16 protein-coding genes and 1 pseudogene are annotated in these 22,705 nt (G+C 44.1%); 7 read left to right on the top strand and 10 right to left on the bottom strand.

The window, feature by feature from the left end:
• Positions 1-26: 26 nt before the first annotated feature.
• The 6 genes from ACXAGK_RS05110 (at position 27) to ACXAGK_RS05135 (ending at position 8,198) form a co-directional block, all read left to right on the top strand.
• Positions 27-1,415 carry an FGGY-family carbohydrate kinase gene (locus ACXAGK_RS05110; RefSeq protein WP_474854601.1) on the top strand — a complete coding sequence of 463 codons (1,389 nt, stop codon included), beginning with the start codon at positions 27-29 and terminating at the stop codon, positions 1,413-1,415.
• Between the two features lie 86 nt (positions 1,416-1,501).
• A complete protein-coding gene (locus ACXAGK_RS05115; RefSeq protein WP_474376952.1) occupies positions 1,502-2,287 on the top strand; it encodes a DeoR family transcriptional regulator in 786 nt (261 codons plus the stop codon).
• 314 nt (positions 2,288-2,601) lie between these two features.
• On the top strand, positions 2,602-4,794 hold the full coding sequence (locus ACXAGK_RS05120; RefSeq protein ID WP_474854603.1) for a bifunctional rhamnulose-1-phosphate aldolase/short-chain dehydrogenase: 2,193 nt from the start codon (positions 2,602-2,604) through the stop codon (positions 4,792-4,794).
• 10 nt (positions 4,795-4,804) lie between these two features.
• Positions 4,805-6,100, top strand: a complete 1,296-nt coding sequence (gene rhaI / locus ACXAGK_RS05125) for an L-rhamnose catabolism isomerase (RefSeq protein ID WP_474854605.1) — start codon at positions 4,805-4,807, stop codon at positions 6,098-6,100.
• Positions 6,101-6,237: 137 nt separating this feature from the next.
• Positions 6,238-7,383, top strand: a complete 1,146-nt coding sequence (locus tag ACXAGK_RS05130) for an alpha-hydroxy acid oxidase (RefSeq protein WP_474805003.1) — start codon at positions 6,238-6,240, stop codon at positions 7,381-7,383.
• 176 nt (positions 7,384-7,559) lie between these two features.
• A complete protein-coding gene (locus ACXAGK_RS05135) occupies positions 7,560-8,198 on the top strand; it encodes an RpiB/LacA/LacB family sugar-phosphate isomerase (protein ID WP_168533713.1) in 639 nt (212 codons plus the stop codon).
• Positions 8,199-8,303: 105 nt separating this feature from the next.
• Here the strand turns inward: ACXAGK_RS05135 and ACXAGK_RS05140 are convergent, their stop codons facing one another.
• Entirely contained in the window at positions 8,304-8,606 is a 303-nt protein-coding gene (locus ACXAGK_RS05140) for an ATP-binding protein (RefSeq protein WP_474854608.1), read from the bottom strand.
• Positions 8,607-8,883: 277 nt separating this feature from the next.
• On the opposite strand from ACXAGK_RS05140, the pseudogene ACXAGK_RS05145 reads away from it, so the two are divergent.
• Positions 8,884-9,278, top strand: a pseudogene (locus tag ACXAGK_RS05145) (YaaA family protein); the annotation flags it as partial.
• Positions 9,279-9,376: 98 nt separating this feature from the next.
• Here ACXAGK_RS05145 and ACXAGK_RS05150 read toward each other — a convergent pair.
• The 9 genes from ACXAGK_RS05150 to pqqA all read right to left on the bottom strand — a co-directional run bounded on the left by ACXAGK_RS05150 (position 9,377) and on the right by pqqA (position 22,607).
• Positions 9,377-12,295: a TonB-dependent receptor gene (locus tag ACXAGK_RS05150; RefSeq protein ID WP_474854610.1), complete on the bottom strand. Its 2,919-nt coding sequence runs from the start codon at positions 12,293-12,295 to the stop codon at positions 9,377-9,379.
• Positions 12,296-12,658: 363 nt separating this feature from the next.
• The gene (locus ACXAGK_RS05155; RefSeq protein ID WP_474854612.1) at positions 12,659-14,215 is read right to left on the bottom strand and encodes a rhamnogalacturonan acetylesterase; all 1,557 of its coding nucleotides are present in this window, start codon (positions 14,213-14,215) and stop codon (positions 12,659-12,661) included.
• A gap of 510 nt (positions 14,216-14,725) precedes the next feature.
• On the bottom strand, positions 14,726-17,218 hold the full coding sequence (locus ACXAGK_RS05160) for a TonB-dependent receptor (protein ID WP_474854614.1): 2,493 nt from the start codon (positions 17,216-17,218) through the stop codon (positions 14,726-14,728).
• 121 nt (positions 17,219-17,339) lie between these two features.
• Complete coding sequence (locus ACXAGK_RS05165; RefSeq protein ID WP_474854616.1) at positions 17,340-19,142, bottom strand: insulinase family protein; 1,803 nt, start codon at positions 19,140-19,142, stop codon at positions 17,340-17,342.
• Positions 19,143-19,230: 88 nt separating this feature from the next.
• Positions 19,231-20,391 carry a pyrroloquinoline quinone biosynthesis protein PqqE gene (gene pqqE / locus ACXAGK_RS05170; RefSeq protein WP_283630830.1) on the bottom strand — a complete coding sequence of 387 codons (1,161 nt, stop codon included), beginning with the start codon at positions 20,389-20,391 and terminating at the stop codon, positions 19,231-19,233.
• A complete protein-coding gene (pqqD, locus tag ACXAGK_RS05175) occupies positions 20,381-20,782 on the bottom strand; it encodes a pyrroloquinoline quinone biosynthesis peptide chaperone PqqD (RefSeq protein ID WP_474854618.1) in 402 nt (133 codons plus the stop codon). The genes pqqE and pqqD overlap by 11 nt, the downstream gene beginning before the upstream one ends.
• A 2-nt stretch (positions 20,783-20,784) precedes the next feature.
• Positions 20,785-21,540, bottom strand: a complete 756-nt coding sequence (gene pqqC, locus ACXAGK_RS05180; protein WP_049588479.1) for a pyrroloquinoline-quinone synthase PqqC — start codon at positions 21,538-21,540, stop codon at positions 20,785-20,787.
• 2 nt (positions 21,541-21,542) lie between these two features.
• A complete protein-coding gene (pqqB, locus tag ACXAGK_RS05185; protein WP_474854620.1) occupies positions 21,543-22,463 on the bottom strand; it encodes a pyrroloquinoline quinone biosynthesis protein PqqB in 921 nt (306 codons plus the stop codon).
• Positions 22,464-22,535: 72 nt separating this feature from the next.
• Positions 22,536-22,607, bottom strand: a complete 72-nt coding sequence (gene pqqA, locus ACXAGK_RS05190) for a pyrroloquinoline quinone precursor peptide PqqA (protein ID WP_071953288.1) — start codon at positions 22,605-22,607, stop codon at positions 22,536-22,538.
• Positions 22,608-22,705 lie beyond the last annotated feature (98 nt).

The raw sequence follows: 22,705 nt of genomic DNA on the forward strand, positions 1-22,705 counted from the left end.
CAAATACCATAAGGAAGTATTCATTCATGAGAAAAGCCGTTTTAGACATAGGGAAAACACACATTAAGCTGTTATTTCTCGAAAATAATACTGAATTAGCCAGTTTTAGCTGTAAAAACTCGCCGGTTATAGGTATGTATAGTCAGTGCGATGTCAATGCAATCTGGTCTTGGCTTACCGAGACACTACGCTCATGTAATTTCACAGCCTCGGTAGAAGCGATTAGCGTAACAACGCACGGAGCAGCTGGTGCTTTAATTAATCATACAGATAAATCTAACCCTACGGGGTTGGTACTGCCTATATTAGACTACGAATACGAAGGTGTAGATAGTTGCGAAAAAGATTATATGACTGTGAGACCTAGTTTCAATGAAACGTTCTCTCCTTCGCTACCTTGCGGTCTAAACCTTGGTAAACAGTTGTTTTGGCTTGAGAGTCATTACCCAAAAGCATTTTCCTCTGCAACCGCGATGTTAATGTACCCGCAATATTGGGCCTGGAGGCTCTGCGGTGAACTGGCTACAGAAGTCACCTCCCTAGGGTGCCATACGGATCTATGGGAACCGGTTTCAGGTCAGTATTCCACCTTAGTCGAGAAACAAAGTTGGCACCAGCTTTTTCCCCCTTTAAAAAATGCGTGGGATTGTTTAGGCACTGTGACAGATGAGGTTAGTGAAGAGACGGGGTTGCCGATAAGTTGCAAAGTTTATACGGGGGTCCATGACAGCAATGCGAGCTTACTGCGGTATTTGAAACTAAACCATAATAAAGCATTCTCTGTCATCTCAACGGGAACCTGGACCATTTTAATGCAAGTAAACGGTAACCTTGAAGGCTTGGGAAATCATCAGGATACCCTGTCAAACGTCGATGTTTATGGTAACCCCGTTGCTTGCGCCCGTTTTATGGGAGGCCGTGAATACGAACGAATCTGTGCTTCTTTGGGAGGCAATATAGTGATGTCACCGACCCAGCAAGATCTTCAAACCGCCATAGATAATTTGTGGATGGTAACGCCCGATTACAGTAACGGAAATGGGCCTTTTGGTGGACTTTCGCCCAGACAGTATTGCCCAGAGAACTCGAGTTCTGTGCACGCTATTGCAACCTTATATTGTGCATTGATGATTGATCGGCGATTAGACGATTTAGACGCGCACGGCGAAATATATATTGAGGGCGCATTCTTAAAAAACCAACTACTCTGTGCGTTGGTAGCTCAATTACGCCCTCATCAAAAAGTTTGGTTGTCTGCTGACAATACCGGTACTGTACTGGGAGCATCGGCATTGACGGAATTTGAGCATTATGATGGAAGTGATATCGCAGTAGAGCCATGCTTAGCGTCAAATTTTAGCGGTATGGAAAAATACAGAGCACAATGGCTATTTCGCATAAACCAATCAAATTAACGCGTTTTCAATAGCGTATGATTGATATTGAGCGTAACTGTGGTTATATTAATGTTAACAAAAAGACCTAACGACAAGGGATATCCATGCTTGAGAAACAGCGCCACCAATTGATTCTCGATATTCTTGATGAAGCCACCTTCATCAGCGTGCGAGATTTGTGCACGCAGCTGAATTCATCAGAAGCCACTATACGCCGAGACCTCAATAAATTGGCGGCACAAAATAAGCTAGAGAAAATACGTGGCGGCGCTCAAGTGATAGAAAGTCGAGCCGTATCGAATATACGCCTATCAGGTAATGCATTCCTAGTCGATAGAGAAAAAAATACCAACACTAAACGTATGATTGCCAAGGCTGCTACGGAAATGTGTGAAGATGGCGAATCAATTATTATCAATGGTGGAAGCTCGACGTTCATGATGTCGGAGTTCTTAGTTGATCGGCGTATGAATGTATTAACCAACTCGTTTGTACTTGCTCATGAGCTGCTTGAAAATAGTCAGAATCAGGTAACTTTGCCTGGCGGTGAGGTGTACCGAAAACAAAGCATAATTTTAAGTTCGTTTGAGAATGACACCACGCAAAATTATCGCGGCAGTAAAATGTTCATGGGTTCCCCTGGCGTAAGTGAATTCGGTGTAGTGGAGGGAGACCCGCTGCTTATACTTGCCGAGCAGAAGCTACGTAAACGGGCTGAGAAGCTTATTGTGCTTGCCGATAGCTCAAAAATTGGCGTGAAAGGGAATCTTATCTTTTGCGGGATAAAAGACGTAGATACCGTAATTACTGATAGTAATGCCGACGCTGCAACCTTGAAAAAATTGGAAGACAACGGCGTAAATGTGATTGTGGTACAGGCCTGCGATTAACTCGTGTTTGTTAGCGCTTTACTACCGCGCTTTTGTTTTGTAACGCGCTAACATCAACTCCATTTTTTATAAAACACTCTTCTATTGCTGCATACCTTAAGCGTCTTAGCTAGGGTTCACTCCTACAATGCCTTTCTCTCTTTATTAACTTATTGCTAATGTAATCTTTATGTATTTCATATGTAATATTAATGTTTAATTGTGATTGAAAATGATTGACATAGATTGTTGTGGATGTATATTGAGCGTTAGTGGGCTGTTTTAGTTTGCTTTTTGCCCAAAACTCGTAAAATACATTCACAGGACGCGCTTACATGCCTTATAAGCCAGAAGACTACAAATTCGTAAAGTACCTATGGGAAGATGACGTTGCTGACAAACTTGATCCCGTCGAAAACCTTGTATATCGCTCCAATAAACTTGGTGAAGACCAGCGAATTACTAATACCGGTGGCGGCAATACGTCAGCGAAACTTATTGAAACGGACCCCCTTACTGGAGAGGACGTCGAAGTATTGTGGGTAAAAGGGTCTGGTGGTGACTTAAGAACATCTAAAAAAGAGAACTTTTCATCACTTTATCAGGATAAGTTGAATGCCCTGGATAATACTTATCAGTCGTTTAGCGATAAGGGTTACAAATCTGCTGGTGAAGACCGCATGGTCGGTATGTTTAAGCACTGTAACTTTTGTTTAAACCCTCGCGCTTCTTCAATTGATACACCTTTGCACTCAATGATTAGTGAGAAGCATGTCGATCATTTACACCCGAATGCAGTGATATCTGTCGCATCTTGCAAAGATCAAAGAGTATTAACTGAGGTTATATGGGGAGGTAAGTTAGCTTATGTACCTTGGATGCGTCCGGGGTGGGAAGCTGCGAAACTGTGTGAAGATACTTATGCTGAAAACCCGGAAATATGGGGTATTCTGTTAGGCCAACACGGTCACACCAATTGGTCGAATGAAAGCAAAAGCTGTTATGAAACATCATTATGGGTTATTGAAACGGCGGCGCGCTATATTGAAGAACACGATAAAGGTGAAATGACATTTGGTGGTCAAAAATACCCATCGCTCGATGAATATAGTAGTAAATCGATGCTAACTAAGTTTCTACCCGTAGCACGTGGTATGTTGTCTAACAATGTGAAGTTTATAGGCACAGTCCAAAACGATGAAGCTACATTGCGTTTTGTTAACAGTGTTGATGCGCCACGATTAGCCGAATTAGGTACGTCTTGTCCAGATCATTTCTTACGTACGAAGATAAAACCGCTTTATGTCGATTTTAATCCTGAGCAAGACGACATACATATCCTGATTGAGAAGTTCGAACGCGGTCTTGCGAAATATCGCGAGGATTACACGGCTTACTATAACGCGTGTAAACGGGCCGATTCTCCTAAGATGCGCGACCCGAGTCCAACGGTCGTATTGATTCCCGGTGTGGGTATGATTGCTTGGGGCAAAAACAAAAGTGAGTCGCGGGTTACCGCAGAATTCTACAATTGTGCTATTGAAGTGATGCGTGGGGCAGAGGCTATCTCTGAATATACGGCGCTGCCTGCTCAAGAAGCTTTTGACATAGAATACTGGGCACTTGAAGAAGCTAAACTGCAGCGTATGCCGGCCGAGAAAACACTGGCAAGAGATGTAGTGGTGGTTATTGGTGCTGGTGATGGCATCGGTAAAGCTACGGCGCACCGGGTTGCCAGAGAAGGGGCACATGTTGTATGCGCTGACCTTAATTTGGTTAGTGCTGAAGCGACGGCTAAAGAGCTAACTGATATATATGGCCAAGGTATTGGCGTTGCAGGCAGTGGAATATCAGCTTGTGGCCCTGCTATTGCTTTAGCTGTCGATATCACACGGCGTGAAGCCGTTGAAGCAATGTTGGCAGAGGTTGTTTTCGCCTATGGCGGTATTGATAAGGTCATTGTTACTGCAGGCGTCTTTATTGCCGAAGGGCCAGATCTAATTAAAAACGACAGCGTCTTTGATGTTAGCTTCGGTGTGAACGTTAAAGGCGGTTACATTGTGGCGTCTGAAGCGCAAAAAATTTGGGAAAAGCAGGGGCTGAATGGCGCCATGGTTTTAACGACGAGTGTTAACGCCGCGGTATCGAAAAAGGGTTCACTTGCTTATGACACGAGTAAAGCCGCTGCAAATCACTTGATGCGTGAACTTGCGGTGACGCTTTCGCCGTTGATCAATGTGAATGCATTAGCGCCAGCGACTGTGGTACAAGGAAGCAACATGTTCCCTAGGGATCGCGTTATCTCTTCTCTTTCAAAATATGATATAGCCTTTGAAGATAGTGAATCAACAGAGTCACTGAGAAATAAGCTAGCGCAATTTTACGCACAACGAACACTAACAAAACAACCTATTACACCAGAAGACCAAGCTGAGGCGGCGTATTTACTTGTGTCGGGACAGTTGAGCAAAACTACCGGACAAGTTATCAGTGTTGATGGTGGTTTACACGAAGCATTTCTGCGGTAGGAGCGACTTTATGTTAAAACGAATAGATCAAACATTACTAGAAAAAGAGAACGTCACACTAAAGCGTGATTTAGAAGCAGATTATGCAGCGCTAGGCGAGAAGCTAGCACGGAGTGACGTGGATATTGAGCGGCTTACCTGCGCCGCGGGCGAATTTCAGATTGCTGTTCCTTCTTGGGGAACCGGTACGGGTGGAACACGGTTTGCGCGTTTTCCTGGCGAAGGCGAACCTCGCAATATTTGGGAAAAGCTGGAGGATTGCGCCGTAATCAATGAGCTTTCTGGTTGTACTGATAGTGTTTCTCCGCACTTTCCGTGGGACAAGGTCTCAGATTTTAGTGAGCTAAAAGAGAAAGCAGACGAATATGGCATAAAGTGGGTATCGGTCAATTCTAATACCTTTCAAGATCAAGTGGGGCAAACCGCGTCTTACAAGTACGGCAGCTTGAGCAATACACAAAAAGCCTCTCGAGAACTCGCTATTGCCCACAATTTAGACTGTATTGAATACGGTAGAAAACTCGGTGCGAAAAGTCTCACGGTATGGGTAGGTGACGGCTCAAATCACCCCGGTCAACAACACTTCCAACGTGCATTTGAACGTTATCTGTCAAGCATGGAAGAAATTTATAAAGGGTTGCCTGACGATTGGGAAATGCATATTGAGCACAAAATGTTCGAGCCTGCGTTTTACTCGACAATTATTCAAGATTGGGGGTCAAATATTCTAGCAGCTATGCAGCTAGGACCTAAATGTAAATCGCTTGTTGATTTAGGGCATCATGCACCTAATACCAATATTGAGATGATTGTGTCTCGTCTAATTCAATTTAAAAAATTGGGCGGGTTCCACTTCAATGACAGTAAATACGGAGATGACGATTTAGACAGTGGCTCTCTGCATCCTTATCAGCAATTTCTTATTTTTAATGAATTGGTTGATGCAGAATATCGTCAGCAAGAAGAGTTTGGGCCTGCATATATGTTGGACCAGTCGCACAATGTGACTGACCCTGCGGAGAGTTTGATTAACTCAGCGATTGAGGTTCAGCGTTCATATGTGAAAGCGCTCATCGTTGACCGTGAAAAGCTATATGGTTATCAAGATGAAAACGACGCACTAATGGCATCTCTTGAACTAAAAAATGCGTTTAATCTGGACGTGTCGCCTATTTTGGCAATGGCTCGATTGCGCAAAGGGGCGGCAATAGATCCGCTGGCGGTTTATCGCAAATCTAATTATCGAGAGAATATGGCGAAAGCACGCCCGAGAGATCCTAATGCAACGGGCTCAGGGATTGTGTAATGAGGAAGGCTCGACAACATATTTACACTATTGCTGCCAAGTAGTGTTATCAGTGTAAGTGTGCTTTATCATTAATTTTCAGCCCGTTTATGCGGGCTGTTTTCGTTTCATTCATCACTTTTGATGGCGGAGTTTTCATGAAATTGAGTCATTGTCACAACTTCCATGATTTCAGAAAGTTGGCACAAAAGAAATTACCCGGCCCCATATTTAATTACATTGATGGGGGCGCAGACGACGAAACAACGTTACGACGCAATTCCAATGCTTTCAATGACTGCGACCTAGTGCCTAATGTACTAACTGGTGTTAAAGAGATTGATTTAAGCGTGAGCGTAATGGGGCAACAGCTCAAGTTGCCTGTATATCTTTCACCTACCGCGCTGCAACGACTCTTTCATCACCAAGGGGAAAGGGCAGTGGCGTCGGTTGCAGAGAAGTACGGCACCATGTTTGGCGTATCCTCACTAGGTACTGTGAGTATGGAGGAGATAGCTAAGCAATTTAACACCCCACAAGTTTATCAATTTTACTTTCATAAAGACCGTGGTTTAAACCAAGCAATGATGGAGCGGGCTAAAGCGTCGGGGATCGAAGTAATGATGTTGACCGTTGACTCCATTACTGGGGGGAATCGAGAGCGTGATTTACGGACTGGATTTTCAATTCCGTTTAAATTGAATGCTGCTGGCCTGTGGCAATTTTTATCGAAGCCCGCTTGGGGCATTAACTACGTCACGCATGAAAAGTTTTCTCTGCCTCAATTAGATGCACACATCAATATGGGGGGCGGAACAAGTTCGATAGGCGACTATTTTACCAACATGTTAGACCCATCCATGAACTGGGACGATGTGGCCGAAATGGTTAAGTTTTGGGATGGTCAATTTTGTCTTAAGGGGATTATGAGTGTAGAAGATGCCAAGCGTGCTGTTGATATAGGCTGTACGGGCATTGTTATTTCTAACCATGGTGGTAGGCAATTAGACGGTTCAAGGAGCTCATTTGATCAACTCGCTGAGATAGTGGATGCGGTCGGTGAGCAAATCGACGTGATATTTGACAGCGGTATTCAACGAGGTACGCATGTGTTGAAAGCGCTGGCGCTCGGTGCTAAGGCGGTCGGATTAGGGCGCTACTACCTCTACGCCCTCGCCGCGGCTGGAGAGAAGGGCGTTGAGCGCGCAATGAAACTAATGGTGGCTGAAATTGAGCGTGATATGCGTTTGATGGGGTGTAGCTGTATAAGTGAACTTAATCGAGACCATATTCGTTTTCGTTAGCCTCTATGGCAACCAAAGCAAAAACTTCTTTTTGCATCAAAAGCAAAAGCATACACATCGTTTATTTCAAATATGGAACTAAGTCATAGTAGTTGAGAGTACACAGTGAGGTGTAAATTGTAGGTATGCTAGGCTAGCTCAATCTCGGATAAAGAAAGAATCAGTTTGGAGAAGTTATGAAAATTGCACTAATGATGGAAAACAGTCAAGCGACTAAGAATCCGATAATATTAAATGAGCTCACGAGCGTCGCAGACTCGTTGGGACACGATGTATTCAACGTGGGTATGAATAGTGAAACGGATCATCACCTTACCTATGTGCACTTGGGCATAATGGGAGCTATCTTACTCAATTCTAAGGCTGTCGATTTCGTCATTTCCGGCTGTGGTACGGGTCAAGGGGCAATGATGTCTTTGAATGCTCACCCAGGCGTTTTTTGCGGTTACTGCATCGACCCTTCAGATGCATTTCTGTTTAACCAAGTTAACAATGGAAATGCGTTAGCGCTACCTTTTGCCAAAGGCTTTGGGTGGGGCGCTGAACTTAATGCGCGCTATATCTTTGAGAAAGCGTTAACAGGCGAGCGTGGTGCTGGCTATCCTGTTGAACGTAAAGAACCCCAAGTACGAAACGCTGGTATTCTCGCAGATTTGAAACGTGCGTTGGCTCCAGAGAGCTATGTTGATTCACTGAAAAAAATGGACGTTGAACTGGTTAAAACAGCTGTATCTGGCGAGCGTTTTCAACAATGTCTATTTGACCACGGTCAAGATGAAGATATTAAAGCATACGTGAAGTCGTTATTGGCATAGGCGGTCGACATATAGTGAGACAATGAAAATGTCGGAAAAAACGCTGATGCTCAGAAAAAAGCTTCAGCGTTTTTTTATTTGTCGACAAAAGCGATAGCTCAAGGCTTAACGCGTAAACGTAAATAACAAGCCTAACCCGCGCCCTTTAAGAAGCGGGTAATGAATAAACCAAATGCTTCCATCGTGTAGCTTCACAATGGCGTATACGAGTGATAAGCCCAACCCATTTTCTTTGCTGGTTCTACTCCCGTCTGCCCGATAAAACCGGCGTTCTCGATTCACAATTACATGCTCACCCACGCCAACTCCAGCACAGTTCACGGCAATCACGATATGACTCGCCGTGATAGAAAGTTCTACGGTAACTACATTGTTTTCGTTACAGTACTTTATGGCACCATCTAACACGTTCGCTACAGCTTAAAAGAGTAGATTAGGATCAGCAAGCATTGTGGCTGCGTCGAGCTCGATAGGGCGATATTGCGCTCCTCTGCAAGGGAATGGAAAGGTCAGCCACGTCTTCCACGATGGCGCGCACGTCGGTGATACAAAAGCCTTCTTTTTTGTTAGGAGTTTCAAGGCTACTTTTGTGTAGCAAGCTATTAAACATATTAAGCAGGTTATCTGCTTCTTGCGTTGTGTCTTCCCTAAGTTGGTCATCTTCGATTTTTTCTTTGTTTAAAAAAGCGGCCTGTACGGATTTCTTCGTCCTTTAGACTTAATGCAGACCTATCGTTTAGAAATGGGCACTAAATTAGCAAACCCTGAAGGTAAAAGACCTGTATGCGTTATGGGACGCTCGCATAACTTATTTGCTAAATAGGGCATTAGAAGCACAGCGTGACAATGTGTTGAACAACCTTGCTCCAAATGAGTACTTTAAAGCAGTGAAGAAGAAGTCTTTAGACGGCATGAACATCACGTCAACGTTTAAAGACTGTAAAACGGTCAGTATAAATTTATGAGTTTTTTGCGAAGAAAGCGCGTGGTTAAATGGCGCGCTATATTCTTGAAAACCAAGTAGAAGATGTAAAAGGTTTGAAAAACTTCAACGTAGACGATTATGCGTTTGGTGAATAACAAAGTTCATCAACTGAACTCGTGTTTCTACGTAACCAAGAGTGACTATTAGTTAAGTAAAATAGGGGCTATTAGCCCCTATATCTACATACTGCTATTTACATCTTATAAGTGAAGCCTACAGAAAACTCTCTTCCAGAGTATCGGATGTCACTGATACGGCCTGGGCCATTGACATATATATTGCCTTCTTTAAGTAGATTTCTAACGTCGAAGTGAAATTTGAAGTTTTCCAACATGCCATCTTGAGGGCGATAGACCACTTTCGCGTCTAAGAAACCTGCATCATCTACGTATACAGGGTTACCGCCTCTATCTGCAGGTGCTTGCAGATAGCTATCTCTGTAATTATAAGCGAATTTAACACTCACTTGTGGCGTCTCATAAAACCACGTTATGTTATAGCTATTTTGCGATTGAGAAGGGAAGTCTAGTTCCTCTCCCGTTAGTTGATTGAACAAGCCGACATCTTCGGAAGTCATGTAAGTGTAGTTTGCGTTGATCCCCATATTGTTAAACGGGGCTGGTAGCATAGAGAAGAAGGTCGACCCTGCCAATTCTATACCATTTGTTGTTACGCCACTTCCATTAATTTTCTGTCTTACATCGTATAAGTTCCCGTCACCAAAAAAGTCCTGATCAAACGTTTCAATTGCATCTAGAATCCAACTATCCATTTTTTTGGTAAAATACGCCCCAGAAAGCATTGAATCCTCGTTAGGATACCAATTTAATGCTACGTCCAGTTGCTTAGCCACGTAGGGCTGAAGGCGAGGGTTACCCGCAGTACACGTATTTGGTCGACCTTCTTGTTGTGAGAGTGCGTCTAAACGAAGAGTACAGCTCGCTGATATATTGAGATCTTTAGCTTTTGGGTGGGCCATAACTTTGGCAGCGCCAAAATAAAGAATTAATTCATCAGGAATCAATCCAAAGTTTACATTAATGCTGGGCAAAAGCTCATTATAGTCGTTTGATAACGTCGTTTGGTCGTTAAAAGCTTCCGGGTGGTCAGGGTCAATCATATTACCTTGATCTGGATCGCCATCTACCACATCGACCTGAACTTGAACGATAGCATTGCCCGTTGTATCTACTTGAGTGCGAACGTAACGCATGCCCATGTTTCCCCAATAGGGAATATCGCCTATTTCAGATTCAAAATCAGCCTGGACATAAAAGGCTTGGGAGTCCATCTCTACTTCATAGTAGCCTGCCTGAGTAAAGGCTTTTTCAGCGTCGGATATATTGTCTCCGTGAATGTCCATAAAGCCGTTGTAAAACTCTAGGGGCTTAAGTGCTAACCAGCTATCAATAACTGGCACACCAGGATCATAGTTTCCAAAATAGTTATCAACAGTATAGGAGTTAGCGTCAATTAACGAGGCCTGGTCTTCTAAGGTCCACTCAGTACCGCCGTATTCATTGCCGGCAATTCTAGTAATACGGCGGTCTAGTAATTCATGATCTTGGTACTCTGAGCTTAAGCGTACACCTGAACGGACTTTGGAGAAAAAGCCTTCTGGTATATAATAGGTAAAATCAAGTTTACCCATTAGTTGGTCATTATCTTGCGCAATTGGCTTATCGTAGATTCGAGAGTAAAACCAATATGAGTCTGCGCTATTTGCGTCAAACATTTGATCGACATCGGCGCGATTGTTACCGGTATTGAGGTTATATATCGGAGCGCCATTATCAGCAAATTCTACCAAGACATTCTCGACTCTGTTGGCATTTACACGTGATTCGATTTGATAAATATTTTGAGTCTGCTTGGTATAACCTAGCACCCCTGAGACTGAAAATAGATCGTTGCTATAGTCAAAACCTGCATCGTATATTGCCGTTTTTAAATTCCAATCATTATTAATGCTACGATTTACTATTGTGGCATCACGTGTGAGGAAAGATGAGGCGTTGTGATTATCGCCAACAGTAAAGCTGTCTTCGTATAGATGACTTTCACTAGGAACTTCTAATTGAAGATTAGTATCGACTTGAGTGAAGTCGCGCTCGGTATATGTAACACCAAAATGAGTTGAAAGGTCTGTACTAATCCGATACTGAAACATAGCGTTAGCACTTATTCTGTCTTCATCTCTAGACCATACACTGTTTCGCGGAATTCTCGCACGGAAATCATACCATTGAGCTTCACAGGCAGAGTCGGGGCAATCCGATACGTCAGTTATATCGGCATAGTCCTCATCAACAAAAGTCTTTTCTAAAGAGCCATCGTAATCAGCTTGTCGTACCCATTCGGTATTTCTCAATGCATGAAACGCTGTTGCACGATCTTGAGTTGTAAGGTTTAACATGGCGCCAACGTCATCGCTAAACTTATAAACACCTGTGAAATTGTACTTCTGATTATTAATTTCAGTTAAGTCGTTGTACTGATTTTCAGCGCTCACTTGCAAGAAGTTTTCTTCGAAATCGTTAGGTTTACGGGTTATCACTTTAATTGTGCCACCAATGCCCCCTTCGGTTAAACGAGCCTCAGAGCCTTTAATGACGTCTAGCGCTTTTACCAGTTCAGAAGACATGCTAGCAAAGTCAACGGAGCGTCCAGAGCCGGCAAATGGATCAGATGCCCCTACAGCAGCAACGCCGTTAACTTCAACATTCACTAATTGAGGCTCGACACCGCGGATACTTACAGCTGTACCCTCACCGAATTCTCGCCCTAATTGAACACCAGTTACGCGTTGTAATGCTTCACCAATATTTTTGTCAGGAAACTCACTAATATCTTCAGCTACGATAGAATCCGTTGCTGTGCCAGCTTCTTTTTTTCTATCGATAGCACTTCTCAAGCTAGAGCGCATTCCATAGACTTCAATAATTTCCGTTTGCTCCTCTTTCGCTTCTTCATCTTTATCGGAAACTTGCTCTTGGGCAAATGTTGGTATCGAAGCAAAAGTGACTCCAGTCAATAGTGCAATTGAAATACTGTTGGCAATAAATTTACGTGTAGCAGGCAATGAACCATCGGCGTATTTTGTGTTTTTCATTGTAACCTCGTTCTCCATATCAAAACTGGTTTAACAATCTGGCAATTAATGAATGACCTAAACCAACCTAAATAAACTTTTTATTAATATCTTGTTTACATATGTTGCATGCTAGTGACAATTTAGGTGTCAAGTCAACACAAAATCCATCAAAACCACTCATAATGAAGCTTTATTGCTCAATGAGTTTCATATATGAATTTTCAAAGTTTCGAATATACTATAACGTTGGTAAAGTGTTTGGTGTTCAATAAGGTTGATATTCTAATTGCTTGTAGAATCTATTTGACCATGTGTGGGTAAAGGACTTAGCTTTACCCACGCACACAGTTCGAACTGGCTAGAAGCATATTAATTTAGGTTTTAACCTTCTGGAATTGCTGAAATTCCAACTATTGGCGCTAGTTGCTTTGTCACGATATCAGCAGTGAGCCTTGCGCCTTCTTTATTCGTGTGAGTGCGGGCATCGCCAAAGAGAGCGCTGACTTCTTCTCGACCGAGCGCTTCGTAGCGTTGGGCAACTAAATTATGTAAATCGATAAAAGGCGTGTTGCTTTGTCGCGCTACTTGCGAAGCCCACAACGGATAACTTTCATCATCTCTGACAATAAACGGTGTATTTTCATGCCATATTTTGCGGGGGACAGGCGAGCATATTATTGGAAGTATTCCATTTGCTTTTGCATCACCGATAATTTGCCGCAAATAAGCACCATAACTTCTCACAACTTCCTTTTGACCAGTTAGCATGTTATCTATTGTTTTTCGCTCACGTCCTATTCCTGGAAGCGTACCACGTGCCCGAATGGCATCATTGATTTGACTTGAATCATTATGACCGAACTGCACAAGAACAATATCTCCAGGTTTCATCATAGCAAGAGCGCGCTGCCAGTGTCCTTGGCTAATGTAAGTTCGGCTAGATAACCCTCCTACCGCGCGATTAACAATATTTATTCCTGGATTATCTAGCCACTCATAAACAAAATCACCCCAACCCCATTGTTGATTAGCGCCGTCTCCTCGACCATTTCTCACTGTAGAATCTCCTACAAAGAAAACACTTCTGTGCTCTTTATTGGCTACAACCGGCAGTTTTACAAAAGTCCAGTCATAACCTTTTACCGCTTTTCCTTTTTCAGAATAAAGAGATTGAGCTAATGACGGACGTAAACCTTTAAGCTGGGCCACTATTAAACGGGCATGGAGGTCTGCTCCTTCACTATTGAAATGAGTATGATCTTTGGGGTACAAGGCGTTAGTGTTTATTTTACCTAGGCTCTCAAGTTCGTCAGCAGCGGCATTTGAAAGGTCGATATAAGGGGTGTCGAGTTCGTTTGCTAACTGATACATCCATAAACCATACTGTCCTGAGCCACGTTCTATTCGGTGGTTTTTCCAGATGTTCCTAACAGTAAGAGAGACTAATATGGGTAGCGCCTTTTTTGCTTTCACATCCTCGACCATTTTGCGAATATAGTGGCCAAAAGAATAGACGCGCTCTTGTTGATTGGTTATCAGGTTTTGTATATCAATATTATTATCACCAATTCCTGTTAATGTGCCGCGTGCCCTCCGGATATCATTAATTGGGCTTGCATCATTATGACCAAATTGAATTATGACAACATCTCCTGCAGTCACATTAGCAATCAACTTCTGCCACAATCCTTCAGTTATGAATGTCCGGGAACTTTTACCGCCACTAGCGTGATTTTCAATACTTATGTTGTCATTGTTAAAATAGCGCTGGAACATCGGACCCCAACCTTGCTGCGCCGAGTTTGTATAACTGGCTGCTGTTGAATCTCCAGCGATGAAAATTGTTGAAGGAGTTAGGGGATCGAAAGACTCCGCGCTCGCTTTATGGGCGAATAATAATATCAATAGGAATAAAGCGTTTCTTGTTATAAATTTCATGTGTATAAACCTCATTGATGAGCAATTGCAAACGCAATAACCAAATAGCTGTAGCCGCGATTAATGTGAGTTTGAATTTTTGTTAATTTATTTATTAGGACATTAACACTGCACTATTTAAGCGAAAATGTCGTAACGCTGCGGATGTACGTGATTTGATGATTTGTTCCATATTTGGAAAAAGCGTATTTTTCCATTGAAATTTGTTTTCAAAAGACGCGGGGTCAAGCGAGAGGTATCTTTTTCGAAAAGGTGTTGCACTGGGATTAAGGCTATAGAGCAGGTGAACACATGTTTTTATAAACCTTACAGTCAACATTAATTGAATTGAGTTACGCAGTGAGCAGATTAAGAACCAGAGTAGGCCGAAAGAAATCACTGCCATTCCTGCTTTACTTAACCTGCTGCATATAAAAGGCTGTTTGATATCAATTGATGCGATGGGTTGCCAACCCGATATTGCAGAACAAATCGTCGGTAGAAACGCGTTTGGTAACAACTGCTATCTGATTAAAATCTCACTTTTAAATTCATACTGACCATTCGCGGTTGTGCGGGGCCCACGAACTCTGCGCCTTCTACGTCGGGATAAATGTCTTCTAACACCTCATCAGCCTCGCCATACGTGCCAAAGGTTTCATAGTCTTTGTCGAACACATTGTTCACACGTAGCGATGCGGTAAATGTGTCGTTGAACCGGTACGATGCATAAATGTTTGCAATAACGTATCCATCAATCTTTTCATTTTCGTTAGCCTCATCGCCCCTAAAGTACTGACTAGATGCTGAAATAACTTCTGCGCCTAAACGCGCTTTATCCGTTAAGGCGTAATCTGCGTAGAGCTTGACTAAATGCTCTGGCTGGCCTGGAATTTTGTCACCTGGCGTTACGACCCGATCTGGGCCCTGAGGGTTAAAGGGGCTAAACGACGTGAATGTCGACTCATAGGTTGCGTTAAGATAGTTGTAGTTTAACCGGTAGGTTAGTTTTTCCCACGTTGAGCCTACGCTGAATTCAACGCCCTGACGCTGGGTTTCATCAACGTTAATAAAGTATCCGCGAGAGGCAACAGAGCCAGCTTGTTGGAAGATAATGTCGTCCTTACTCCTACTATGAAAAACATTTAGCATCAGGTCGATGTTATCAATGCGTGTGGTGTAGTTCGCTTCAATAGTTTGGGTGACCACCTGATCAAGAGGCGGATCGGCCACAAATCCATTCGGTAAGCGGCACGGGTCGTCTTCATCTGCACAGCTTAACTCTGCTGGACTTGGCGTTCTTGAAGACTGGCTGATTGCAAGATTCAACTGGCTTTGCTCATCTATAGTAATGTCTACCCCTACCGCTGGATTAAATTGGGTAAAACGGTGATTGCCGTCCAATGAACCTTCACCGTCATCAATCAGGTCTTCCATAACAATATGGTCTCGGTTAAAACGTCCACCAAGATTGAGTGATACGGCTGAAGAGAGCTGTGTACTATTCATGAAAAATAGCGACCATGCGGTGGTGTCTACATCTAATCTAACCCTGGCTTCTTGTGCCATGAGCCCGTCTATGGGTAAAACGGTGCGTGAGTCTTGTGCAGAATCGTTTTCCAAAATACCAAATGTAGTATCAGCGGCGTAGTTAACATCTCCTTTGGTGTAGCTGGCACCAACAATAAACTCTGAACTGAAGCCGCTTAAGGCATATTGTTTTGCTAGCTGAAAAGATAATCCAGTAGCTTTGGCGTCTGTGTGGCCCGTATTGTATGTACCATCAAGTTCATCTGCGTCCACATCTGATATTTCGGCAAGCGCGGTGTCGTCATCAAAGCCAATAAATTCAACCGCTTCTATATCGTCACCTTCTCCTACAACAGGCAAATCATCGTCGTCGCCATCATCATCACTATCAAGCGGATCATCATCTTCATCGTCATCGTCGTCATCATCTTCAAATTCACACAGTGTTACGCGTCCATCAGCGAACTGGCAGGCACCAAAATCACTGTCATCGCCGTTGATTGATTGAGTTTGTGTGTCGCGATAAAACATATTGGCGGTTAACGATAAGGTGTCAGTTAAAACGAAATCACCGGTTATATTAACGTGCGTAAGTTCGTTGTTGGTCTGATCGGGGTGGGTGTAGACCGCTTCTCTGCCTTCAATATCCAGCAGTTCAATAGGTGACGCACCATTCCCGAGTAACTCGTTATCGGCCATAAACAGGTTCAAGTCGAGATGCATTTTGTCACTTTTATAGGCAAGCGATGTAAATACTTGCTGCACTTCAGATGGCGAATAGTCGCGCCAGCCATCTTCCTCATAGTGATTCAGGTTTACATAATACGCCCAATGATCGTTATGACCACCCGATTCCACAGACGCGGCTTTCTGGCCGAATTGTCCAGCCTGTAAATCTATTTCGTTGGCGTTGAAGCTAAACCCTGTTTTCGTTGTTAGCGCAAGGGCGCCGCCTAGCGTGTTTTGGCCAAACAGAGGGTTTGAACCAGAGTACAAAGAAACGGTATCTATAGCATCTAGAGGCATTAGGTCCCAATGCACAGTATCGCCAAACGCTTCATTAACCCGACCGCCGTTCAAGTACACCGAAATGCCCTGAGGTAGACCAAGCAGCGGAGAGGCAGTAAACCCGCGGTATTGCAGATCGGGTTGGAACGGATTGTTTTGAACATCGTTTAGGTTCACGCTTGCTAGCTGAGTTTTGAGTAGCTCCGGTAGTGAACGGTTGACGCTCCCTTCAATGTCGTCTTGAGTGAGTGTCTGAAAGTTACCAAATACGGCAGAGTTATTGCTGTTGGTGCTAAGCGGCGTCGCTCCCTGCACCTCTATAACCTCGTAGTGGTCCATTGCATCGTTAGCTTCTGCAGCAGAGCTAAACGCATAGGTTACAGCGCTTGCAATAATCGCAAGAGCAAATGGTGAACGGGCAAGTTGATGTGTTGGGAATTGTGCAACGTTTTGGCTAGAGCTTTTTGTAGAAATTCGCGTAGGCATGGTCTTGACTGCTTCGTTATTAATTATAGCTTTAGTATTGCCTTAAGCATTCCCTAAAAATATCCTCCTTAAGAGGGAGGAAGTATCATAAATTGGTAGCAGTGTTTTTTCCCGAATTTCCCTATATGGGCATCGACAAAATCGTATTGCACCAGTTTTCACGCTCTGTGATATTTGTATCGCTGGCACCAAATAGAAAAAGGTAATTTTCAAAAGTTGCAGCGCCCAGTGCGTAGCATTCCCCCGAGGTTCTTGGTTGCCAGAAAAGGTGGTGTGCCAGTACCGCTTGTAGTCTTGACTGTTGATAGAACGCGATGCGATACACCCAGTGCGAGGCTGAATAACTAGAGGCTGAATTTAGAGGCACTGACTGTACTGTTGTGGGGGAGGACGGGTTTAAAAATGGTGCTAAGTGCGAAGCAATTTGCTCTGCGTTAAATCGCGCTAAAGCAGTGGTGTTTTTAGCGAGGGGGTGTAACAACCGTGGGAGCGAAGGCAAGTTCTCTAAAGTAATAAAATGTTGGTACTTGGAGACAAGACGCGGTATTAAAAGTGACTGGTCGCTATTGGAAGCGTTGGCCTGCGCGGAAAAGTCTTTGCGTGCCTTTCTAATCCGCTCGAGAGCGAATGACTTTTTAGGTGGAGGTAGAGCCCCTAAATAGGAGAGCGATACCTTATTAGCACTCGCCAAATAAGCGCTTTTGGTGGCACAATCTTGGGCGGCACACTCGTTAGAACGCAACGCATCTGTTAGTTGCGCAAAATAGCGAATAGCCGCCCCCACACCTTCTGCGTGTTTATCAGTGTTTGCCATCGGGTTTGAAGGCGCGATATCTAATGAGGCGAGACACGTGGATACGACATCTTTTAGTCGTTCCAACTCTTGATTATTACTACCCTTTATCTGCTTATGTGTCAGTTTTTTTGAAAGCCTTGGGGCAGCTTCTCTTAAAAACTCTCTTGCTTCTTCTTTAATCGCTTCGTTTGTGACGAGGCGAATTGCGAATTTACCTTGTTGATTAATTTCGGGGTCAATAAATAAGGTGTTTTCAGGGCCTACTACAGTGTTAAGCGTTGCCTCTTGCTTCTGTAAACCCTTTAAAAAGCACTGAGGAAACCACCAGGTTAATACATGCCTTATTGATTCGTTTTCGCCTTTTATTGTTTGTGCATTAAGAGAGGCTTCTTTGTCTAAATGTAAGTGTTCGGGTTGAGATGCGTGCTGACTCAGAGAGGCGTTTCTATTCAGTGTTGATTCTTCGCTCAAAGCTGCTTTCTCGCTCAGTGCTTTCATTGCGCTCAGGGCTATTTCTTCGATCAGGGCTGTTTCCGCGCTCAAGGCTGTAACAACCTCTTTGCATTGTTCAAAAAAGTGGGCTGAATCACTGTAAACCAGCGTGGTGATATTGCTTGGCTGATACCACTGGCGTTTGTAGTCTTGAAGCGCTTGAATGATGTTGCTGCCTATGGTTTGTGTAAAACCGCCTGCGTGTTGATAGGCATTTTTATCGGTATCGGCTAATCGAATAGCGGCGTTTAATGCATAGTCACTGTTTGCCTCTAGCATGGCGAGCTCGTTAAAAATAACCCCGTCACGCTCTAAGATAACCTCATCGGTACCGTAATCCCGGTTAAGCAGGCCACAGTACAGGTAATTTATAGCATCAAGCAGTACATCCGCTTTATCAGACGAGGCGAAAAAGAAGGTGTACTGGGCGAGCGTGGTAGCGTTAATAGTGACGGGCAGAAGTGTATTGGCCGTAAAAAGCTCGTGGGCAGCAGGGTATGGGTGAGAGCGTCGAAAGCTCATGTGCTCAGCTAAATGAGACAACCCAGTGTGGCCTGCTGCAGGGGTTTTTAGCGCAAAAACAACGCTATGCACTTTTGATCCAGAGTCGGCATCAATGAAATGAAATTCAGACATACACTTTTATCATTACGGTTTAACGGTATCTCTTTTTGTTTTGTATTTATCGCAGTGCACTTATCTCGTAGTACTTGTCTCTTAGCGCTTACCTCGTAGCACTTACTTCTAAAATGGGAATCGGCTTTTCCACCTTCCGATACTGAAGTGCCTTCGACGGTGCAGTACCTGCTTTATCGGTAATGCCTTTCATCAAATGGTGATCGGGCGACTTACTGCAAACCGGATCCGTCTTATACATATCACCTGTTAGTAGGTAGGCCTGACATCGGCAGCCGCCAAAGTCTTTATCTTTTTCATCGCAGTCCCTACAGGGCGAAGGCATCCAACTGTCGCCACGGAAATGATTAAAGCTAAAGTCTTGGTGCCAAATATCGTGCAATGAACGTTCTTTCACATTAGGAAAACGAAGGGGTAATATCTTTGCACTGTGACACGGAAGGGCACTGCCATCTGGCGTTACGGTTAAAAACGTTGTGCCCCAGCCATTCATGCACGCCTTAGGGCGAGATTCGTAGTAGTCGGGCGACACAAATATGAAGGTTGGCCCTTTACCGTTTTGCTGCGCGCGGTAGCGGTTCACTGCGGCTTCAGCTTCCTGTAACTGCTGTGACGTAGGCAGCAAATGGTCTCTATTTTCATAGGCCCAGCCGTAATACTGTACGGTAGCTAGCTCGACAAAATCAGCGTTCAGCTGCTCGCTGAGCGCCATCACGTCTTCTATTTCGTGAATGTTCTGCGCGGTAATACAGAAGTTAAGTACCATAGGGTAGTTGTATTGTTTTACCAGCTTCGCAATTTTAAGTTTTTGTTCAAATGAGTGACGCTTGTTGCCTATTAAGTCGTTGACTTCAGCATTGGCTGCCTGAAAGCTCAGCTGAATGTGGTCAAGGCCGGCTTCTTTGAGTTTGGCAATACGTTTTTCTGTCATGCCAATGCCAGAGGTGATCAAGTTGGTGTAAAAACCCAAAGCCCGCGCATAAGCGACTAAGTGCTCTAAGTCTTTTCGAAGCAATGGCTCTCCGCCAGAAAAGCCCAATTGCACGGCGCCCATTTCCCGCGCTTCACGCAGCACACGCTCCCAATGCTCAGTAGAGAGCTCATTAAATGTTTCTTCCATGTTTACTGGGTTTGAGCAATAGGGGCAATGCAATGGGCACTGATAAGTAATTTCGGCGAGGAGCCATAGCGGTGGCGTTATGGTATTTGGTACGTCGGTTTTTAAATCAACGTCTGTATTATTCGTCATAGCGGATCCACTTCTTTTGCTCGGCATGAAGTAGAAATGCATGAACATCTTCTTCTAAATCTTCAGGTGCATCAGGGAACGCCTGGCGAAGCTCAGCACAAATGGCATTTTCCGTATTGTTGCCATCTACACGCGTAAGAATTTCTGCCGCAGAAGGGTTAAGTTTGATCATTCCTTCGGGGAACAACAAAACATAACAACCCTGAGCTTTCTCGTACTGCATGCGAAAAAGCGGATTTAAAGAAGCTATTTTGTCTCTTGTGCGGCCGCCCTCGTTGTTGTGACTGCTGCTATTTTCAATGTTGTCTTCCGGCTTATTTGAACCAATGTCATCAGCACCGACGCTATCAGCATCTAAGTGGTGTTCGGTTTGCGATTGTAAATTCGACATCGTTAAAACCTCCCTTTATGGCACACCCGCTGATCGGCAATACCATCAAACGGCTTTCTCTTATATTCATAGGCAAAGCAAATGGCATCAGCAATGCTCCACAAAATATCAATTTTGAACTGCAGTATATTGAGCGCATGTTCTTGCTGTTGTCGGGTAACAAAGTGGTCAAGGGTAATCTGCAGGCCATGCTCTACATCACGGCGCGCCTGACTTAACCGCATTTGAAAGTAGGTAAAGCCTTCACTATCAATCCATGTATAGTGCCCAGGCCAGGTATCTAATCGGCTTTGATGTATTTCAGGGGCGAACATTTCAGTTAACGATGAGCAGGCAGCCTCTTCCCACGACGCACGGCGGGCAAAATTCACATAGGCATTTACTGCAAACTTAACCGCTGGCAACAGGTGTGTTTCATCAAGTAATTCACTGCGGTTCAAGCCTACCGCTTCGCCTAACCGCAACCAGGCTTCTATGCCACCCAGTCCGTCTTCACCTTCCCGTCCATCGTGATCGATAATTCGTTGGATCCAGGTTCTGCGTACCGATTGATCTTCACAATTCGCTAAAATTGCCGCATCTTTAACCGGTATCGCCATTTGATAATACAGTCGGTTGGCCACCCAGCCCTGAATTTCATCAACACTGCAGTGTCCTTCATTCATACGTTTATGAAAGGGATGATGAATATGGTAGTAAGCGCCTTTTTCTCTCAGTTTTTGTTCGAATTCTTGTCTAGACCATGCGTGTTCTGTCATTACTACACCTCAATTTCCATACCGTCGTAAGCCAATTCAATACCTTGCTCACACAGGCTGTGATAGGCACTGGAGCCTTCGTCAAGCACGCGGTTTGTGTTGTTGATATGAATAAGTACTTTACGCTCAACGTTAAATTCATTTAGCAGCGCAATGGCTCCGCCCTTTCCATTAACCGGCATGTGTCCCATATCAGTGCCCAGCTTATTGCTAAAGCCGTGATCTATCATTTCTTCATTGGCCCACAGCGTACCGTCAAATAGCACGCAGTGAGATTCGCGCATCACCTGTTTTACTGTGTCGTTTGCCTGCATACATCCCGGCGCGTAAAAAAGCACGTTGCCCGTGGTGTCGTCAGTTATCTTCAGGCCGATATTGTTGCCCGGCACAATGTTGTCGCGATATGTCGAATAAGGGGGCGCATTAGACTCTAATACCACGGGTTGGAAAGTCAGGCCTTCTGCCCCCTTTGGTACAAAGCGTTGATGATAATCGGTATTAATTGAATGCTGCTGTAGTCCGCCGTGCCAGTGTTTTAATACGGTAAAAAGCGGGAAGCTGGTGGTTAGGTCTTCGGCCACTACATCGGTACAATAAACGGGAAGGGGTAAGCCTTCGCGCAATGTTAGCAGGCCTGTAGTATGGTCAATTTGACTGTCGGTAAGCACAATTGCGCTTATGCGTGTGCCGCGAGACACATGGGCGTCGGGCCACAGCTGCGGATGGCTATTTATCTGCTCCCTTAAATCGGGGGAGGCATTAATGAGAACCCAATTTTTACCATCGCTACTGACAGCAATGCTCGACTGTGTTCTGCCTTTCGCCTTTATTTTACCTTCGCGTAAACCCTTACAATTTGGGCAGTGACAGTTCCATTGCGGAAATCCACCCCCGGCGGCAGCACCAAGAATCAATACGTGCATAACAACTCCATACTACAAGTAAAAAAAGGCTGCATCGGCAGCCTTTTTGTTCATCATCCCAGAGGGCGTTGCCTAGCGGTTATTGATGTAAAGAGTTACTTCAAAACCAAGGCGCATTTCTGTGTATTGGGGTTTAGTCCACATAATTGTTCCTCTTCTTTATGATTAAACGCATGACTGAGTATATGTTGAATATGTGTTAACAGATATCCTCCTAAGGGAGGAGAACTGTCATGAATTTT

This window comes from Alteromonas sp. ABM1_013 (assembly GCF_056160505.1).

Excerpts from the sequence above, each read along its gene's own strand:
- pqqB (WP_474854620.1), bottom strand. The coding sequence starts at position 22,463 with ATGCACGTATTGATTCTTGGTGCTGCCGCCGGGGGTGGATTTCCGCAA.
- ACXAGK_RS05110 (WP_474854601.1), top strand. The coding sequence starts at position 27 with ATGAGAAAAGCCGTTTTAGACATAGGGAAAACACACATTAAGCTGTTA.
- ACXAGK_RS05130 (WP_474805003.1), top strand. The coding sequence starts at position 6,238 with ATGAAATTGAGTCATTGTCACAACTTCCATGATTTCAGAAAGTTGGCA.
- ACXAGK_RS05155 (WP_474854612.1), bottom strand. The coding sequence starts at position 14,215 with ATGAAATTTATAACAAGAAACGCTTTATTCCTATTGATATTATTATTC.
- ACXAGK_RS05150 (WP_474854610.1), bottom strand. The coding sequence starts at position 12,295 with ATGAAAAACACAAAATACGCCGATGGTTCATTGCCTGCTACACGTAAA.
- pqqE (WP_283630830.1), bottom strand. The coding sequence starts at position 20,391 with ATGACGAATAATACAGACGTTGATTTAAAAACCGACGTACCAAATACC.
- ACXAGK_RS05160 (WP_474854614.1), bottom strand. The coding sequence starts at position 17,218 with ATGCCTACGCGAATTTCTACAAAAAGCTCTAGCCAAAACGTTGCACAA.
- ACXAGK_RS05165 (WP_474854616.1), bottom strand. The coding sequence starts at position 19,142 with ATGTCTGAATTTCATTTCATTGATGCCGACTCTGGATCAAAAGTGCAT.
- rhaI (WP_474854605.1), top strand. The coding sequence starts at position 4,805 with ATGTTAAAACGAATAGATCAAACATTACTAGAAAAAGAGAACGTCACA.
- ACXAGK_RS05120 (WP_474854603.1), top strand. The coding sequence starts at position 2,602 with ATGCCTTATAAGCCAGAAGACTACAAATTCGTAAAGTACCTATGGGAA.
- pqqD (WP_474854618.1), bottom strand. The coding sequence starts at position 20,782 with ATGTCGAATTTACAATCGCAAACCGAACACCACTTAGATGCTGATAGC.
- ACXAGK_RS05115 (WP_474376952.1), top strand. The coding sequence starts at position 1,502 with ATGCTTGAGAAACAGCGCCACCAATTGATTCTCGATATTCTTGATGAA.
- ACXAGK_RS05135 (WP_168533713.1), top strand. The coding sequence starts at position 7,560 with ATGAAAATTGCACTAATGATGGAAAACAGTCAAGCGACTAAGAATCCG.
- pqqC (WP_049588479.1), bottom strand. The coding sequence starts at position 21,540 with ATGACAGAACACGCATGGTCTAGACAAGAATTCGAACAAAAACTGAGA.